Raw genomic sequence first — 15,176 nt, 5'->3', positions numbered from 1 at the left:
CCTTAAAGCTTTTTCCACTTGGCGCTGCGTCCCTTCCCTGTCGACTCGATCAATCCCTCAGCCTTCAGCGAACGTAAAACCATCCGCACGGTATCGCGACTGATGCCAGGGCAGGACACCTCTATCTCTGTGATGGAGAACGGCAGACTGCGCTTCAAGGCTTCGCTCCTGACTCTATCGCTCTTACCCCCACGACGCTTTTCTATCGTGCCGACACGTTCTTCGAGTTCCTTATATGTCCTGAGCAGCGTCCCCCAGAAGTAGTCAATCCATGGCCGAACGTCGTGCGTTGCGTCGTGCCACCCCTGGGAACTCAATTCGAGCGTTGAGTAATAGCTTTCCTTCGAATCTTCGAATATTCGCTCAAGGCTTATGAAGCGCCCGACGCGGTAATCAAATTGGTAAAGCAGCAACAATGTCAGCAACCGGGCAACCCGCCTGTTGCCGTCGGAAAAGGGATGAATGCAAAGGAAATCGAGGATGGTCAGCGGAACCAGCACCAAGGGATCCGTCAGATTCAGCTCCAGCGCCTGGCGATAACGCACCATCATTTCGCTCATGGCGATGGGCGCCATGTGTGCGGAAACCGGCTGAAAGCGGATACGTGACGATCCGTCCGTGCGGCGCTCGATGATGTCGTTGTTCGTTGCCTTCCAGTCACCCCCGTCCTGCGGCAGGTAACGGTAAAGCAAGCTGTGCAACTGCCTGACCACACCTTCGGAAAACGGCATACCCTCAGCCGCTTCATGGATCAGTGCGAGGGCGTCTCGATAGCCCGCGATTTCCTGCTCGGATCGACTTTTCGGTTCAGAGTGTTTGCTCATCAAGGACTTCAAGCGAGCGGGCGCCACGGTCACGCCCTCAAGCCTGTTGGACGACTCGGCTGATTCGATCACTGCGATCTGCCTCAAGCCATGCAGCACTTGAGGCGATTGCGCAATGAACAACTGTTGCTTGCCCCGGAACTCACCTAGCGTCCGAAGCGTTGAAATCTGTAATCCGTCGTAGCGCAAATCGCTGAGGTACCGGGGCGTCAGTGAGTGCATCTCAAGGCATCCTGCAAAATAGGGCACAGAAGACAAATAGGGTAATGAAGAGTCAATTAACCCCCTTTAAGCTTCTTTTTACCCCATTCGATCAGCCCCAACTATTCAACAAGTCCGACAGGATGTTTCCCCCGGCCAAGCGATACCGCCCTCAATGCTCGTCGTTATAGACGAACTTCGGCATTTCCCAATGAAACCGGATAGCCAGCAGCCGCAGCAGGAAGCCGCCGAACAGGGTGATCAGGATCGCCTGCTCGCTCGGTACGTTCAGGAACAGGCAGAGCATGTAGCACCATGCGGCGGCGAAAGAGACGCTGGCGTACAGTTCGCGCCGGAAGATCAGCGGGATGTCGTTGCAGAAGATGTCCCGCAGGATGCCGCCGAACACCCCGGTGATCACGCCGCTGACCGAAGCCACGAGCATGCCGTGGCCCATTTCCAGGGCGGTCATGCAGCCGATCAGGGTGAACGCCACCAGGCCGACAGCGTCGAGCACCAGGAACAGTGAGCGCAGGTGGCGCATCCAGCGTGCGGTGAACACGGTCAGCATCGCGGCGGCCGAGGTCAGCACCAGGTATTCGGGATGCTTCACCCAGGTCAGCGGATAGTGCCCCAGCAGCACATCGCGCACCGAACCGCCGCCGAGCGCCGTGACGCAGGCGATCAGCACCACGCCGAACCAGTCCATGCCGCGTCGGCCGGCGGACAGGGCGCCGGTCATGGCTTCGGCGGTGATGGCGATCAGGTAGAGCATCAGCAGCATGGTGGCGGTCCTGGCAGGAAGGCGCGCAGTCTAGCCATTTCGCGGCCGCACCAGAAGGGGGCGGATGCGCCGTGGCGAGGGAGCTTGCTCCCGTCGGAGGGCGGAGCACTCCCATGCACCCTTTCAAGCAGGACGCGCCCGCGGGGACTGCGGCGGCTGCGCAGCCGAGCGGGAGCAAGCTCCCTCGCCACAGGGGCCCGCTGCGGCGGATCAGAACTTGATGAAGTGCTCGCGGTAGTGGCGCAGCTCGGCGATGGACTCGCGGATGTCGTCCAGCGCCAGGTGGGTGCTGCCTTTCTTGAAGCTGTCGCGCACGTCCGGCGCCCAGCGGGCGGCCAGTTCCTTGAGGGTGGAGACGTCGAGGTTGCGGTAGTGGAAGTAGCTTTCCAGCGCCTTCATGTGGGCGAACAGGAAGCGCCGGTCCTGGCAGATGCTGTTGCCGCAGATCGGCGACTTGCCCTTCGGCACCCACTTCTCCAGGAAGGCGATGGTTTCGGCTTCGGCCTCGGCCATGCTCACGCGGCTTTCGCGCACACGTTGGGTAAGGCCCGAGTTGCCGTGGGTGCGGGTGTTCCATTCGTCCATGCGGGCGAGGACGTCGTCGCTGTGGTGGATGGCGATCACCGGGCCTTCGGCCAGGGTGTTCAGGTCGCTGTCGGTGACGATGGTGGCCATCTCGATGATGACGTCGGTGTCCGGGTTCAGACCGGTCATTTCCAGGTCGATCCAGATCAGGTTCTGCGGGTTCTGCATGATTCGTCTCCTAAGCAATGGTGCGCAGTTTAGCCTAGGCGGGTGGCCGGGCGTGCTAAACTCGCCGCCGTTTTACCCATTCGCTGCATTCTTTTTATTACGGAACACCCATGGCCAAACGCCAACTCAACCGCCGCCAGAGCTGGCGCATCGAAAAGATTCAGGGCGAGCGCGCCGCCCGCGCCGCCAAACGCGAGTCCTCGGCCGTCGAGGCCCTGGAGGGCGGCGACCTGGGCCCGGAACAGCACGGCCTGGTGATCGCCCACTTCGGTGTGCAGGTCGAGGTCGAGGCGACCGACGGCGACCAGGCCGGTCAGGTGTTCCGCTGCTACCTGCGCGCCAACCTGCCGGCGCTGGTGACCGGCGACCGGGTGGTCTGGCGCGCCGGCAACCAGGGCATCGGCGTGATCGTCGCGCAGCTGCCGCGCAGCACCGAGCTGTGCCGCCCGGACAGCCGCGGCCAGCTCAAGCCGGTGGCGGCCAACGTCGACATGATCGTCATCGTCTTCGCCCCGCTGCCCGAGCCCCACGCCAACCTGATCGACCGCTACCTGGTGGCGGCCGAGCACGCCGGCATCCGTCCGCTGCTGCTGCTCAACAAGTTCGACCTGATCGACGAGCAGAACGCCCCGGCGCTCAATGCGCTGCTGGCGGTGTACCGCACCCTCGGCTATCCGGTGCTGGAAGTCTCGGCCCACCACGGCAACGGCATGGAACAGCTGCAGCAGTTGCTCGACGGCCGCATCAGCGTGTTCGTCGGCCAGTCCGGCGTCGGCAAGTCGTCGCTGGTCAACAGCCTGCTGCCGGAGGTGGAGACCCGCGTCGGCCCGCTGTCGGAATGGTCCGGCCAGGGCCAGCACACCACAACCACCGCGCGCCTGTTCCACTTCCCCGGCGGCGGTGAGCTGATCGACTCGCCGGGCATCCGCGAATTCGGCCTGGGCCACGTCAGCCGCGCCGACGTCGAAGCCGGCTTCATCGAGTTCGAAGACCTGCTCGGCACCTGCCGCTTCCGCGACTGCAAGCACGATCGCGAACCCGGCTGCGCCCTGCTCAAGGCCCTGGAAGACGGGCGCATCCAGCAGCAACGGATGAACAGCTACCGCTCGATCATCGCCAGCCTGCCCGATAACGGCTACTGAACCGCCGGACACAAAAAAGCCGCGAGATCATCGCGGCTTTTTTGTGGGTCACTGCTTCGGCGCGGGGGCTGCGGGAGCCGCCGGTGCCGGAGCGGGCGCCGGAGCGGGCGCCGGAGCCGGAGCCGGAGCCGGAGTCGGAGTCGGAGTCGGAGCATGGGTGCCCGGCTCGGCCGGTTTCGGCAACGGATCGTCGAACAGGTTCAGCCGTTCGCGCAACTCGTGCGGCGCCACCGGTTGCTGATCCGCCGGCAAGGCGTTCGGATCGGCCGGGGTGGCCGGCGCGGCGCCTTCCTGGCCGTCGGCCGGCTTCGCCGGGTCGGCGCCCTGGGAGCCTTCGATGGCGGCCTGGGCCTTCTTGGTCAGCACCACGATGTCGATGCGGCGGTTGACCGGGTTGAACGGGTTTTCCTTGTCGAACAGCGCCGACGAGGCATAACCCACCACCCGCGCCACCTGCGACTCCGGATAGCTGCCCGCCACCAGTGCACGCCGGGCGGCGTTGGCGCGGTTGGCGGAAAGCTCCCAGTTGCCGAACTCGCCGCTGCCGGTGTACGGCTTGGCGTCGGTGTGGCCGCTGATGCTGATCTTGTTCGGCACCGCCTTGATGGTGTCGGCCATGGCCAGCAGGATGTCCTCGAAGTACGGCTTCAGGCGCGCGGAGCCCGAGTCGAACATCGGCCGGTTCTCGGCGTCCATGATCTGAATGCGCAAGCCGTTCGGGGTGATCTCGAACAGGATCTGATCCTTGAACTTCTGCAGCTGCGGGTTCTCTTCGACCTTGTTCTGCAGTTCCTGCAGCAACAGTTCCAGGCGTTCCTTCTCGACCTGCTCGGCCATGCCCTCGACCTGCTCGGTGTCGACCGTGACCTTGTCTGGCTGCGGCTGCGACTTCACCTCAGGGTTGAGGGTGTTTTCCGGCGCCAGGGTCGGCGTGCCGCCCAGGTCGATGATGTACGGCGTGCCGCTTTCGGAGAAGCCGACCGGATCCTTGAAGTAACCGGCGATGGCGATCTTCTGCTCGGGCGTGGCGGTGGACAGCAGCCACAGCACCAGGAAGAACGCCATCATCGCCGTGGCGAAGTCGGCGAAGGCGATTTTCCAGGCGCCGCCGTGATGTCCGCCACCGTAGCGCTTGACGCGCTTGATGATTATCGGCTGGTTGTTTTCCATGGCTTAACGACCGCGAACCGCTTGTTCCAGCTCGGCGAAGCTCGGACGGTGCGCCGGGTACAGGACCTTGCGGCCGAACTCCACGGCCAGCGACGGCGGCATGCCGGAAGCCGAAGCCACCAGCGAGGCCTTGATGGCTTCGTAGACGTTCAGCTCTTCCTTGGCGTCATGGGCCAGGGAGTGGGCCAGCGGGCCGAAGAAGCCGTAGGCCGCGAGAATACCGAAGAAGGTACCGACCAGCGCCGCACCCACGTGCAGGCCGATGGATTTCTGATCGCCTTCGCCCAGGGAGGCCATGGTCACCACGATACCCAACACCGCCGCGACGATACCGAAGCCGGGCATGCCGTCGGCGATGCCGTTGACCGCGTGGGACGGGTGCTCCAGTTCTTCCTTGAGGCTGAACAGTTCCATGTCGAACAGGCCTTCGAGCTCGTGCGGGGCCATGTTGCCGGAGGACATGATGCGCAGGTAGTCGCAGATGAACGCGGTCATGCGCTCGTCTTTGAGCACGGCCGGGTACTTGGCGAAGATCGGGCTCGCGGCGGCGTCTTCGATGTCGCCTTCGATGGCCATCATGCCTTCGCGGCGGCTCTTGTTGAGGATCTCGTAGATCAGGCCGAGCACTTCCAGGTAGAAAGTGTGGCTGAAGCGCGAACTGAACATGCCCAAGGCTTTCTTGAACACGTGCATCGTCATGTAGCCGGGGTTGGCCTGAAGGAAGGCGCCGAGGGCCGCGCCGCCGATGATCATCACCTCGAAGGGCTGGATCAGGGCCGCGATCTTGCCGTGGGAGAGCACGTATCCGCCGAGCACGCTCGCGAATACGACGATGATGCCGATAATTTTAGCCATAGATAGAAAGTACTTGTTTAAGTCGGGTTCAAGGTCATATTCGGAAGTTAAAAAATCTCTTCTTCTACTTATCGGCAAAACTGCGCCAGACTATAGGCAGTTCAGGCGAAAAGCCAATTTAGCCCATGCCGGGCGCGTCTTTCGAAGATCAAGATCCCGTCCCGACATGGCTAATGAAACGAACGTCCCACACGCAACACCGAACACCCTGGAAGGCTGGGTCAAGCTGCTCGACGGCGTCCGCCTGCCGGTGCCGCAGTCGGCCCACGACCGCGTCTGCCGGGCGATCCGCGACAACCGCAGCTCGCTGCGCGACATCGCCGGACTGATGCAGGACAGCCCGGCGCTGGCCCTGAGCATCATCCGCGAAGCCAACCGCCACACCCAGGGCAGCATGGCGGAGCCGGCGGAAAACCTCGAAGTCGCCATCAACCGCCTGGGCCTGGCCCGCACCGAAGAACTGCTCGCGCGCCTGCCCGCCGAGCCTGACGGGCAGATCCCCCAGGCCCTGCGCCAGCTGCAGATGATCAGCCAGCACGCCACGCAGCAAGCCAACGGCTTCTTCGCCGGCCGCCTGGCGCGGCTGTGGCAGGACATCCACTGGGGCAGCCTGCTGTTCCTGTCGCCGCTGTGGCCCCTGGCGCTGACCCACCCCAAACTGCTTGAGGAATGGGAACTGCGGGTGATCCACAAGGGCGAATCGGCCCGCGACGTGGAACGGCAACTGTTCGGCGTGCGCCTGCTGAAGATCGGCCAGGCGCTGGTCGATGCCTGGCGCTTGCCGATCTGGGTGCAGCAGGGCTATCGGCTGTTGCTCAACGAGCGGCGCGAACTGGTCAAGGTGCTGCGCATCGCCCGCGACAGCGAGCATCCGCTGCGCCAGCAGAACCGCCTCGACGACGACCCGACCCTGCGCCACTGGCTCAACCAGCCGGCCAACACGGTGCTGCTGGCCAACGGCCTGGCGCTGTCGGCACAACAGGCCTGGGACTGCCCCCACAGCGAGCGCTGGCAGTACCTGACCAGCCTCTATCTGCAGATCCCCATGGACGAGGTGCAGCAACAACTGCACCAGCAGGCCGCCATCAGTGCGCGCCAGCACTTCATGCCGGACCTGTGGCACCCCGCGGTATCCCTGCTCTGGCCCTCGGGCACCCGCCGTGTCCCGGCCGGCCTGCTGCCGCCCGCCGCCCCCAGCGCCGAGGACCTGGCCAAGTGGCGCCGGCAATGCGCCGAGCTGCTGGCCGAGCCGAGCCGCTTCACCAACGCCATGCACCTGACCATCGCCGCCCGCGACGCCCTGGTCGCCAGCGGCCTGCGCCGGGTGATGATCCTGATGGCCGACCGCACCCATTCCAACCTGCGCGTGCACCAGACGGCCGGGCTGCCGCCGGAGGCCGCCGCGCTGAATGTCGCGGTCAGCCAGAGCACCGTGCTGCAGCGCCTGCTGGCCCAGCAGGCGCAGGTGCGCATCACCCCGGACAACAACGCGCAGTTCTCCGCCCTGCTGCCGCCGGCCCTGCGCACGCTGTTCCGCGGCGAGCACCTGTTCCTGCGTTCGCTGGTGAACAACGGCCGGGTGATCATGATCGTGGTCGCCGACCAGGGCGGCGGGCCGTTCGCCGACGTCACCGTGCAGGCCTTCGGCAAAACCGCTCAGTGCATCGAGAAAGCCCTGCACAGCTTTAGCCACCGCCGCCAATGACGGCTACAATCGTTTCCCTTTGTGCTCTGGAGACCTCACATGTCTGACTTCTCTGGCCTGGCGCTGGTGATCGAGCCGAGCGACCTGCTCCCGCGCCTCGATGCCCCCAACCTGATCCTGGTGGATCTGACCAGCCCTGCCCGCTATGCCGAGGGGCACATTCCCGGCGCACGCTTCGTCGACCCCAAGCGCACCCAGCTCGGCCAGTTGCCGGCGCCGGGGCTGCTGCCGTCCAAGGACAAGCTCGAAGAGCTGTTCGGCGAGCTGGGCCACCGCCCGGACGCGGTCTACGTGGTCTACGACGACGAAGGCGGCGGCTGGGCCGGGCGCTTCATCTGGATGCTCGACGTGATCGGCCACCGCCACTACCACTACCTGGACGGCGGCCTGCCGGCCTGGCTGGCGGAGGGCTCGCCGATGTCGATCCAGGTGCCGAAGCCGGGAGACGGCCCGGTGACCCTGACCCTGCACGAAGAGCCCACCGCCACCCGCGAATACCTGCAAAGCCGCCTCGGCGCCGCCGACCTGGCGATCTGGGACGCCCGCGGGCCGCTGGAATACTCCGGCGAGAAAGTGCTGGCGGCCAAGGGCGGGCACATCCCCGGCGCGGTCAATTTCGAATGGACCGCCGGCATGGATCGGGCGCGCCAGCTGCGCATCCGCACCGACATGCCGCAAATCCTGGAACGCCTCGGGATCACCAAGGACAAAGAAATCATCACCCACTGCCAGACCCATCACCGGTCGGGCTTCACTTATCTGGTGGCCAAGTCCCTCGGTTATCCGCGGGTCAAGGGCTACGCCGGTTCCTGGGGCGAATGGGGCAACCACCCCGACACGCCCGTCGAGCTTTAAAGGTTTTTAAGGACAGTCAATGAAAGAGCGTTTGTTCATCCTCAGCCAGTACCTGCTGCCCCATCACCTGCTGTCGCGCCTGGCCGGCTGCATCGCCGAGTGCCGTGTGCGCTGGTTCAAGAATGCCTTCACCACCTGGTTCGCCAAGCGTTATCAGGTGGACATGTCCCAGGCGCTGGTGGAGGACGTGACGGCCTACGAGCACTTCAACGCCTTCTTCACCCGGGCTTTGAAAGACGGCGCACGTCCGCTGGACACCACACCAGGCGCGATCCTCAGCCCTGCCGACGGCGCCGTCAGCCAGCTCGGCCCGATCGAGCACGGCCGCGTGTTCCAGGCCAAGGGCCACAGTTTCAGCGTGCTGGAACTGCTGGGCGGCGACGCGGCCAACGCCGCGCCGTTCATGGGCGGCGACTTCGCCACCATCTACCTGTCGCCGAAGGACTACCACCGCGTGCACATGCCGCTGGCCGGCACCCTGCGCGAAATGGTCTACATCCCCGGGCGCATCTTCTCGGTCAACCAGACCACCGCCGAGAACGTGCCTGAGCTGTTCGCCCGCAACGAGCGCGTGGCGTGCATCTTCGACACCGAGCGCGGCCCGATGGCCGTGGTGCTGGTGGGCGCGATGATCGTCGCGTCGATCGAAACCGTCTGGGCCGGCCTGGTGACCCCGCCCAAGCGCGAGCTGAAGACCTTCCGCTACGACGAAGCCGCCCGTGCGCCAATCTACCTGGAAAAAGGTGCGGAACTTGGGCGCTTCAAGCTGGGTTCCACCGCGATCGTGCTGTTCGGCCCGGATCAGGTGAAATGGGTCGAATCCCTGTCCGCCGGTTCCCCGGTGCAGATGGGTCAGGCCCTCGCCCTGCCGTCCGCCTGAGCCTGACGCCGCGCCCTTTCGCACCGTTGCGAAGGGGCGCGGCGCACCTTGCCTTCCCGCCTGCCGGCTCGCCTCCCGAGCGCAAAAAACCTTCCGCACACCGGCGAAGCAGAACACACCTGCTAGAGTTCTGGGCATTGCCCCATTCGCCGCCGGAGGCCGTCACGGCATGAGCGAACCTCGACTCCAACCGCAGTTGCAGGCCCCAGTCCCGACCCAATTGCGCCTGACCTTCTGCGCCCCCGCCCCACGCGACCTCAAGCGCTGGATCGCCGCCCTGCCCAAGGCCAACATCGGCGAGTCCGCACGCCAGCTCTACCAAGGGCTGGGCGAGCTCAACCAGTTGCTCACCCCCAGCGACAACCGCCTGCAACTGCTGGAACTGCTGCGCCCTGAGGTGTATTTCGTCTGTCAGCACCTGGAGCGGCACTTTCTGCACCAGGCGATCATGCTCGACGACCGCTCGCGCAAGATCAGCAACCTGTGCCAGGCCCTCCAGGGCCAACTGGCGACCGGCTACAAACAGATCGTCCTGCGGATCGCGCCGAAATACACCAGCCCTCGCGCCGCCCTGCTCAGCGCCGCGCTGCAGCGGGCCACCCATGCGCTCAAGGGCCAACTGCTGCGCGCGACGCAGCTCTACAGCCCCGCGCCCGAGGGCCTGTGGTTCGAGCTGCATCAGCTGTTCCTCACCGCTGCGCGGCTGCAACTGCAGCATCGGCGGGTGCGCGACGACCTGGCCAGCCTCACGGCGGAGCTGAGCGTCGAACAGACCTACATCGCCGCCCTGCTGCTGGGCAGCGCCCGCTGCAACCAACTGCGCCAGAACCAGATCGCCCGGCTCGCAGAAGTGCTGGAGCCGTGGGCCGCCTGGCTCAAGCTGCATCCCGGGGTGACGGGCGAAGGCCTGTTCGCCGTCTCGGCCGAACTCGACACAGGGCCGCGCTACCGCAGCATGTTCCGCAGCCAGCAGCAGGCCGGCCTGCTCGGCTTCGACCCGCAGCCCCTGGTGAACGCCATCGAAGCCCATCTGCTGCACCAGGACACGCCGAACCCGCTGCCGGTGCCGTCGGGCCTGAGCCACGACAGCCTGCAACACCTGCACGCCACTTGGGGCCAGACGGCCGAACGCAGCTTCCAGCGCACCGTCGGCCAGGGCAACCTGACCGTGTGCATCGGCATGAGTGCGCTGCATTTCTATTTAGGGGGCGAGCGCACGTTCAGCGAGTTGCTCAGGCATCCCGGCGCCCGCACGGCGAACTTCAGCCAGGCGGTGGCCCGGAGCGAAAAGGACAGTTGGAGCCAGGCGTTCGACGCAGCGCCCCAGAGCCCGTCCGACGAATTGCTGCCGTATGAGGAAATCAACTACGAACCGCTGGCCGACGACAGTGACGACGCCGACAACCCGCCGCATTACCCGACCTACGCCTTGCCGGTGATCAACCACAGCCCCGGCGGCTATTGCCTGGCGTGGCCCAAGGAAGTGCCCGCCGAATTGCAGGCGGGTGAAATGGTCGGCATCCAGGACAGCGCGAACCAGGGCTGGAGCATCGCCGTGGTGCGCTGGATCCGCCAGGTGCGCGACGGCGGCACGCAGATGGGCATCGAACTGGTGGCGCCCCATGCCCAGCCCTGCGGGCTGCAACTGGTGCGCACCCGGGACGACCACAGCCATTACCTGCGCGGCCTCTTGCTGCCGCAGATCAGCGCGATCGACCTGCCGGCGACGCTGCTGGCGCCGCGCCTGCCGTTTCAGGAGGGCAACAAGGTGCTGATCAATACGTTGGGGGAAGAGCACCGCGCCGGGCTGGACCGGCGGGTGGCCAGCACCCACAGCTTCAACCAGTTCGCCTACCGCTCGCTGGAAGCCGCGCAGAACGGCGGGAGCGAGGAGGATTTCGATTCGTTGTGGAAGTCGCTGTGAGGCGGCAAAGCCTTGGGGCGAGGGAGCAGGCTCCCGCACCACAGGCCCTTCCGGCCACCGTGCCCGTCAGAGCTGCCCGTCGCGGTCGCGGAAACCCAACAGGTACAGCACGCCGTCCAGGCCCAGGGTGGAGATCGCCTGCTTGGCCGACTGCTTGACCAGCGGCTTGGCGCGGAACGCCACGCCCAGGCCGGCGATCGCCAGCATCGGCAGGTCGTTGGCGCCGTCGCCCACCGCAATGGTCTGCTCCAGGCGCAGGCCTTCCTTGTGCGCCAGCTCCTTGAGCAGGTCGGCCTTGCGCTGGGCGTCGACGATCGGCTCGACCGCCACGCCGGTGCACTTGCCGTCGACCACTTGCAATTCGTTGGCGAACACGTAGTCGATGCCGAGCTTGGCCTGCAGTTGCTTGGCGAAGTAGGTGAAGCCGCCGGACAGGATCGCGGTCTTGTAGCCCAGGCGTTTGAGCTCGGCGAACAGGGTTTCGGCGCCTTCGGTCAGGCGCAGCGAGGCGCCGATGGCGTCCAGCACGCTGACGTCCAGGCCCTTGAGCAGCGCCAGGCGCTCCTTGAAGCTTGCCCGGAAGTCCAGTTCGCCGGCCATCGCCCGCTCGGTGATCGCCGACACTTGTTCGCCGACGCCGGCGGCCTTGGCCAGCTCATCGATGACTTCGGCCTCGATCAGGGTCGAGTCCATGTCGAACACCGCCAGGCGGCGGTTGCGGCGGAACAGCGAGTCTTCCTGGAAGGCGATGTCGACGTTCAGTTCCTGCGCCACGCTGAGGAACTCGGCGCGCAGCGCCTGCGGATCCGCGGCCTCGCCGCGCACGGAGAACTCGATGCAGCCCTTGCCCTTGTCGTCCGGGGTGTCCAGCGGCATGCGCCCGGACAGGCGGTCGATGTGGTCGATGTTCAGGCCATATTTGGCGGTGATCGAGCTCACGGCCTGCAGCTGGCCGGCGGTCACCTTGCGGGTCAGCAGGGTGACGATGTGGCGCTGCTTGCCCTGGTTGCCCACCCACTGCTGGTAGTCCGCTTCGGACACCGGGGTGAAGCGCACCTGCTGGTCCAGCTCGTAGCCCTTGAACAGGATGTCCTTGAGCACGGACTTGCCCTGTTCGCTGTCGGGGATCTCGACCAGGATGCCGAACGACAGGGTGTCGTGGATCACCGCCTGACCGATGTCGAGGATGTTAACGCCACCCTGGGCCAGAACGCCGGTAATGGCCGCGGTCAGACCCGGACGGTCGGACCCTGTGATGTTAATCAGGACGATTTCGCGCAACGCGCACCCCCGCAACTGGAAAAAAACCGCATTCTACCCATTTTCAGTGACCATCGGGCACCGCAGGCGCTTTGCCGGTCTGGGGCCTGTCGCTATACTGCGCGTCAACTTCACGGACTAAAGAGCCGAGCTCAGTGAACCGGCCCACGCCAGTAAAAACCGACAACTTCTTCCTGCTGATCTTCCGTGCGCTGCGCCACCGCCGTGTGCCGATCGCATTGCGCATCGCCAGCCATAACGTGATCCTGGTCGCCCTGGCCCTGGTGATCTACGCCTGCGTGATGGGCCTGCAGTTCAAGCAGGCCATGCACGAGCAGGCCGACGCCCTGGGCGAGAGCCTGACCACGCAGACCGCCACCTCCGCCACCGAGCTGCTGGTGTCCAACGACATCCTCAGCCTCAATGTGCTGCTCAACAACCTGACCAAGAACAAGCTGGTGGCCCACGCCGCCATCTACAGCGTGGACAACCGCATCCTCGCCGAGTCCGGCCAGCGGCCCAAGCACGGCCTGCTGGGCGAAGCCGAGGGCATGTACCAGAGCAAGATCACCTTCCAGGACGTGACCGCCGGCCAGTTGCGCATCAGCCTGGACATGGATCAGTTCCAGCAGCCGATGACCATCAGCCTGCAGAGCATGGGCATCCTCAGCGCAATCCTGCTGGCGCTGTCCCTGGCCCTGAGCCTGCGCCTGGGCCGCCACCTGTCCACGCCGCTGCTGCAGCTGCGGGTGTGGCTGCGCAACATCGACGAATACACGCCGGGCACCGACCGCCAGGACGAGATCGGCGACCTGGCCCGCCAGTTGCACGCCAACTTCGCCCCGGAGCCGGCCGCGCCGCCGCCCGAGCCGGAACCCGAGTTCGAGGACGACGACGTCGACCCGGCCTTCGAGGTGCGCAACCTGCGCGACCCGAGCTTCGACGAAAGCCGCCCGGTGGAGGCCCGCAAGCCGGCGCCCCGGCAGGTGGTCAGCACCGTGGAAGACGACGAGGACGACGAAGACCCGTTCGCCGACCTGCGCAACGACTCGCTGAACGGTTCGGCCCAGCCGGCCACCCGCAAGGCCACGCCGAGCGTGCCCCAGCACAGCGCGGTGCTGGCGGTGCAGCTGGGTTCGCAGGAACAACTGCGCCGCCTGCCCCGGGCCCGCCTGGAAGAACTGCTGGACCGCTACCGCGATTGCCTGGACCAGGCCGCTTCGCTGTACCAGGGCGAGATCGAAACCCTGAACGACGGCAGCACGCTGATGCTGTTCCACACCGAAGACAGCGGCGACGATTACCTGACCAACGCCATCTGCTGCGGTGAGCTGCTGCGGGCCTTGAGCCATCAGTTGCAGATCGAAGTCGCCGACAGCGGCATCACCCTGCAATTGCAGCTGGGCCTGACCCTGGGCGACGAGCTGTTCGGCCTGAGCCAGATCGACCTGCTGCTGACCGACTCGGCCCAGGACGCCCTGGCCCTGTCGCAGCACAGCCGCAACCTGCTGCTGGTGGAGCGCAAGATCAGCGATGACGCGCTGATCCGCCAGCGCGCACGGATCCGCCCGATCGCCAGCCCCGAAGGCGCCTGCTGCGTCGAACGGCTGATGGAGCCTTACCCGTCGATGCTGGAGCGGCAACTGGCGCGGATGCACGAACGCCGGGCGTAAGCCTCAGGCCCGATGCAAAAAGCCCGCAGGCAAGTCATTGCCTGCGGGCTTTTTGTTGCCCCACAAAAGGTGAGGTCGGCACTGCCGAATTCTGTGGAGGCCGATCCACCGCTATCGCCAGCAGGCTGGCTCCCACGGGGATCCGGGGTGATGACAGGTTCTGTGCCCACCCCAAAAACCTGTGGGAGCTTGCCTGCAAGCGATGAGGCCGGCACTGCCGACATCCCTGTTGCCTGACCCACCGCCATCGCTGGCAGGCCAGCTCCCACGGGGAATTGCGGCGTCATCAGAACTGAACCGACAGGCAAGAAAAAGCCCACACTTGGCGGGCTTTTTATCGGAGCGGGGCGACCTCAGAAGCGGAACACTTCCATGTCGGTGCGGATCGGCGAAGCCATCGGGATCTTCGGCTGCTTCTCGGCTTCCGCCGCCGGCGCTGCCGGTTTGGGGGCCGGCTTGCGTGGCACTTCAGCCACCGGAGGCTGGTTGGCCAGCGGCTTGAGCGCCACCGACAACTGCTCCGCCAGGCGCTGCAGCAAGATGCCCTGGGCCTGGACCTGCGAAGCGGTGCTGCCGGCGTGCAGCTCTTGCAGATGGACGATGCGGTTGTCCCGCACCTGGCCACGGCGGTCGAGCAGACGCCATTGCGCATCGAGGATCGCCGGCTGCGAAGTGCCGGAATCCAGCCGGGTGATGGTCAGCAGCACCTGCACGTCCGGGGTGAAGCCCTGGGTGGCGGGCGCCAGCACCACACGCTGGCTGTCCAGATGGCCGGCGACCTGGCGCAGCAGCAACTGGTCGATATCCGACGAAAGGCTACCGGCCCAGCGGCCGTCGGTGGCGGCCTGCAGGCTGCCGTCGGGCTGACGCTGCAGCAGGGTTTCGCGTTGCAGGTAGTCGGCGACCACCACAGGGCCCAGCAAAACCGCCATGCCCGCGCTTTGCGCAGGCTGAGCCGGACTTCCGCTGTCCAGCTGATACAGCGACACCGGTTGGTGAACGCTGCAGCCCGCCAGGCCGAGAACGCCGGCGAGCAACAAAATTAGAGGAAGGCGCAGAGCAGTCATCGTCCCGTCCAGGTGGCCGCCACAAGGCTGACCACAGTGAAAATACTCAATAAACATGAAGAACGCGCGGCCACGCCGGCGCT

13 protein-coding genes are annotated in these 15,176 nt (G+C 65.6%); 6 read left to right on the top strand and 7 right to left on the bottom strand.

The features are described 5' to 3' along the window. Positions 1 to 2: 2 nt before the first annotated feature. From CAG29_RS23595 to orn, 3 genes are all read right to left on the bottom strand, one after another. The gene (locus CAG29_RS23595) at positions 3 to 1,046 is read right to left on the bottom strand and encodes a Fic family protein (RefSeq protein ID WP_085695222.1); all 1,044 of its coding nucleotides are present in this window, start codon (positions 1,044 to 1,046) and stop codon (positions 3 to 5) included. Between the two features lie 151 nt (positions 1,047 to 1,197). Beyond that, positions 1,198 to 1,809 carry a trimeric intracellular cation channel family protein gene (locus CAG29_RS23590; RefSeq protein WP_085582906.1) on the bottom strand — a complete coding sequence of 204 codons (612 nt, stop codon included), beginning with the start codon at positions 1,807 to 1,809 and terminating at the stop codon, positions 1,198 to 1,200. Between the two features lie 210 nt (positions 1,810 to 2,019). Beyond that, positions 2,020 to 2,562, bottom strand: coding sequence for an oligoribonuclease (gene orn / locus CAG29_RS23585; protein WP_085582908.1), 543 nt, complete (start codon positions 2,560 to 2,562; stop codon positions 2,020 to 2,022). Positions 2,563 to 2,672: 110 nt separating this feature from the next. Here orn and rsgA point away from each other — a divergent pair, with 110 nt between their 5' ends. Beyond that, positions 2,673 to 3,704: a small ribosomal subunit biogenesis GTPase RsgA gene (gene rsgA / locus CAG29_RS23580; protein WP_085582910.1), complete on the top strand. Its 1,032-nt coding sequence runs from the start codon at positions 2,673 to 2,675 to the stop codon at positions 3,702 to 3,704. A 48-nt stretch (positions 3,705 to 3,752) separates the two neighbouring features. Here the strand turns inward: rsgA and motB are convergent, their stop codons facing one another. Continuing rightward, complete coding sequence (gene motB, locus CAG29_RS23575) at positions 3,753 to 4,874, bottom strand: flagellar motor protein MotB (protein WP_085695221.1); 1,122 nt, start codon at positions 4,872 to 4,874, stop codon at positions 3,753 to 3,755. 3 nt (positions 4,875 to 4,877) lie between these two features. Then, on the bottom strand, positions 4,878 to 5,729 hold the full coding sequence (gene motA, locus CAG29_RS23570; RefSeq protein ID WP_085582914.1) for a flagellar motor stator protein MotA: 852 nt from the start codon (positions 5,727 to 5,729) through the stop codon (positions 4,878 to 4,880). Positions 5,730 to 5,895: 166 nt separating this feature from the next. Here motA and CAG29_RS23565 point away from each other — a divergent pair, with 166 nt between their 5' ends. The 4 genes from CAG29_RS23565 (at position 5,896) to CAG29_RS23550 (ending at position 11,093) form a co-directional block, all read left to right on the top strand. Continuing rightward, positions 5,896 to 7,434, top strand: coding sequence for an HDOD domain-containing protein (locus CAG29_RS23565; protein WP_085695220.1), 1,539 nt, complete (start codon positions 5,896 to 5,898; stop codon positions 7,432 to 7,434). A 39-nt stretch (positions 7,435 to 7,473) separates the two neighbouring features. Further along, positions 7,474 to 8,289: a rhodanese-like domain-containing protein gene (locus CAG29_RS23560; protein WP_085630966.1), complete on the top strand. Its 816-nt coding sequence runs from the start codon at positions 7,474 to 7,476 to the stop codon at positions 8,287 to 8,289. Positions 8,290 to 8,308: 19 nt separating this feature from the next. Beyond that, positions 8,309 to 9,169 (top strand): archaetidylserine decarboxylase, encoded by an 861-nt coding sequence (gene asd / locus CAG29_RS23555; RefSeq protein ID WP_085640585.1) that lies wholly within the window; start codon positions 8,309 to 8,311, stop codon positions 9,167 to 9,169. A gap of 169 nt (positions 9,170 to 9,338) precedes the next feature. Then, on the top strand, positions 9,339 to 11,093 hold the full coding sequence (locus CAG29_RS23550; protein WP_085695219.1) for a molecular chaperone: 1,755 nt from the start codon (positions 9,339 to 9,341) through the stop codon (positions 11,091 to 11,093). Positions 11,094 to 11,159: 66 nt separating this feature from the next. On the opposite strand, the gene serB is transcribed toward CAG29_RS23550, so the two are convergent. Then, positions 11,160 to 12,374 carry a phosphoserine phosphatase SerB gene (gene serB, locus CAG29_RS23545; RefSeq protein WP_085582924.1) on the bottom strand — a complete coding sequence of 405 codons (1,215 nt, stop codon included), beginning with the start codon at positions 12,372 to 12,374 and terminating at the stop codon, positions 11,160 to 11,162. A 134-nt stretch (positions 12,375 to 12,508) separates the two neighbouring features. Here serB and CAG29_RS23540 point away from each other — a divergent pair, with 134 nt between their 5' ends. Next, the gene (locus tag CAG29_RS23540) at positions 12,509 to 14,026 is read left to right on the top strand and encodes an AhpA/YtjB family protein (RefSeq protein WP_085582926.1); all 1,518 of its coding nucleotides are present in this window, start codon (positions 12,509 to 12,511) and stop codon (positions 14,024 to 14,026) included. Positions 14,027 to 14,379: 353 nt separating this feature from the next. Here the strand turns inward: CAG29_RS23540 and CAG29_RS23535 are convergent, their stop codons facing one another. Then, complete coding sequence (locus tag CAG29_RS23535) at positions 14,380 to 15,093, bottom strand: membrane integrity-associated transporter subunit PqiC (protein ID WP_085582928.1); 714 nt, start codon at positions 15,091 to 15,093, stop codon at positions 14,380 to 14,382. Positions 15,094 to 15,176 lie beyond the last annotated feature (83 nt).

The sequence above is a fragment of the Pseudomonas sp. B7(2017) genome, from assembly GCF_002112745.1.
Taxonomy (GTDB): domain Bacteria; phylum Pseudomonadota; class Gammaproteobacteria; order Pseudomonadales; family Pseudomonadaceae; genus Aquipseudomonas; species Aquipseudomonas ekonensis.
The sequence above is the reverse complement of the archived record's forward strand: the minus strand, read 5'-3'. Positions and strand labels throughout refer to the sequence as shown.

What these genes read in the sequence shown, in the direction of transcription:
- CAG29_RS23590 (WP_085582906.1), bottom strand. Translation starts at nt 1,809, where the DNA reads ATGCTGCTGATGCTCTACCTGATCGCCATCACCGCCGAAGCCATGACC.
- rsgA (WP_085582910.1), top strand. Translation starts at nt 2,673, where the DNA reads ATGGCCAAACGCCAACTCAACCGCCGCCAGAGCTGGCGCATCGAAAAG.
- motB (WP_085695221.1), bottom strand. Translation starts at nt 4,874, where the DNA reads ATGGAAAACAACCAGCCGATAATCATCAAGCGCGTCAAGCGCTACGGT.
- asd (WP_085640585.1), top strand. Translation starts at nt 8,309, where the DNA reads ATGAAAGAGCGTTTGTTCATCCTCAGCCAGTACCTGCTGCCCCATCAC.
- CAG29_RS23550 (WP_085695219.1), top strand. Translation starts at nt 9,339, where the DNA reads ATGAGCGAACCTCGACTCCAACCGCAGTTGCAGGCCCCAGTCCCGACC.
- CAG29_RS23535 (WP_085582928.1), bottom strand. Translation starts at nt 15,093, where the DNA reads ATGACTGCTCTGCGCCTTCCTCTAATTTTGTTGCTCGCCGGCGTTCTC.
- motA (WP_085582914.1), bottom strand. Translation starts at nt 5,729, where the DNA reads ATGGCTAAAATTATCGGCATCATCGTCGTATTCGCGAGCGTGCTCGGC.
- orn (WP_085582908.1), bottom strand. Translation starts at nt 2,562, where the DNA reads ATGCAGAACCCGCAGAACCTGATCTGGATCGACCTGGAAATGACCGGT.
- CAG29_RS23565 (WP_085695220.1), top strand. Translation starts at nt 5,896, where the DNA reads ATGGCTAATGAAACGAACGTCCCACACGCAACACCGAACACCCTGGAA.
- CAG29_RS23595 (WP_085695222.1), bottom strand. Translation starts at nt 1,046, where the DNA reads ATGCACTCACTGACGCCCCGGTACCTCAGCGATTTGCGCTACGACGGA.
- CAG29_RS23560 (WP_085630966.1), top strand. Translation starts at nt 7,474, where the DNA reads ATGTCTGACTTCTCTGGCCTGGCGCTGGTGATCGAGCCGAGCGACCTG.